The organism is Streptomyces sp. NPDC006450, from assembly GCF_040612195.1.
GTDB lineage: Bacteria > Actinomycetota > Actinomycetes > Streptomycetales > Streptomycetaceae > Streptomyces.
Genome location: NZ_JBEXPT010000272.1, coordinates 1 through 1,321, shown reverse-complemented (window position 1 = coordinate 1,321; position 1,321 = coordinate 1). Strand labels below are relative to the sequence as shown.

General features: G+C 66.3%; 1 protein-coding gene and 1 pseudogene. One reads left to right on the top strand and one right to left on the bottom strand.

All coding sequences use genetic code 11. The annotated features are described in order from the left end of the window. Positions 1-442 (bottom strand): hypothetical protein (locus ABZY57_RS32755; protein WP_356518190.1); only part of this gene is annotated, 442 nt, incomplete at its 3' end. Between the two features lie 388 nt (positions 443-830). Here ABZY57_RS32755 and ABZY57_RS32750 point away from each other — a divergent pair. Further along, positions 831-1,321: pseudogene (locus ABZY57_RS32750) on the top strand (hypothetical protein); the annotation flags it as partial.

Sequence of the window (1,321 nt, the reverse complement as noted above, 5' to 3'; positions counted from 1 at the left end):
GAGCGACGAGGACGCCTCCGACACCAGCCGCACGCGTCTTCGCCTCGTCCTTCACCTCCACCCGCAGCGAACCCTCGCCAGAAGCGGAACCCGAAGTCGCGAGTTCCGACAACTTCGCCGAACGCTTCGGACCCTTGGCAGGAGCAACCCAGACGGGCAAACTGCCGGCCTGAACCGACTTACCGGCGACCGCAGTCGCCGAAGTTCCGGCCGTATTGAGCGGAACGGTCGCGGAACCGGACGGGGCCTTCGCCTTCGCATCCGGCTTCCACGCCTTGCCGACAGGCGCCTTGGCGTTGACGGGTTTGGCATTCGAGCCCTTGACGGGCTTCGTCTGCGGGAGCGCCGTATTCGGCGGCACCCACACCTTCGGCGGCTTCGCCACCGCTTCGACCGCGGGCAAGCCCAGGCCGGAGATGAACACCGCGAGCACGGCGGCCATCGCAACACGTGGTCGCATCGCGCGCGCACGCGAATGCAAACCACCCTGACGAGACAACAAAATCCCCCCATGAAAAGGAATGGCAAGGTCCGTTTCTGAGACAGTCCGGACAGCCGCACCCTAAGGAGAGGGGCATTCCCTCGTACAGATTTTCTTTAGCATTCCCTTACATGATCAATGTCACTTGACAGCCAACGCAATCCTTATTCCCGCGAACCAGACATATTGACTGGTAACGCTTTTGACAGGCTTTCGGCCAGCAAGGAACGTGCGCGTGACCTTGGTTCACCGACGTGCATAGCGAGGACTTCTGCCCATGCGGCCATCTTCTTCACCCCTTGACCCCGGGCCGGGGGCCCTCCGGCGTCGACCGCCATCCGCAGCCGCGATGCTTCCCCTCGCAGGCGCCGTGGTGCTGGCCCTCGGGGCCGGGCTCATCACCGCCGCCCCGAGTGCCTTCGCGGCGGGCTCGCCGAGCCCCGCGCCGAAGCCCGCCTCCAAGGCCGGGCCCACCGCCCGGCAGAAAGCCGTGGAAGCCGCGTTGGTGCAGGCCGAGCGGAGCGGCAAGCCGGTGGCGATCGAGGTTCTGACCACGGCCGACTCGCAGACGTTCGCCAACCCGTCCGGCACCCTCACCACGGATGCGACGGCAGCTCCGGAGCGGGTGAAGCAGGCGAACGGGTCCTGGAAGGCCATCGATACGACGCTCCGGGTCAACGCCGACGGGACCATATCCCCGGCGGTCGTTCCCTCCCCGTTGAGCATCTCCGGTGGCGGAACCGGGCCGATGGCGACGATGACCACGGCCGACGGCAAGAAGCTGGCCTTCAAGACGCCCTTCAAGCTGCCCAAGCCGGTCCTCGACGGCAACGACGCGCT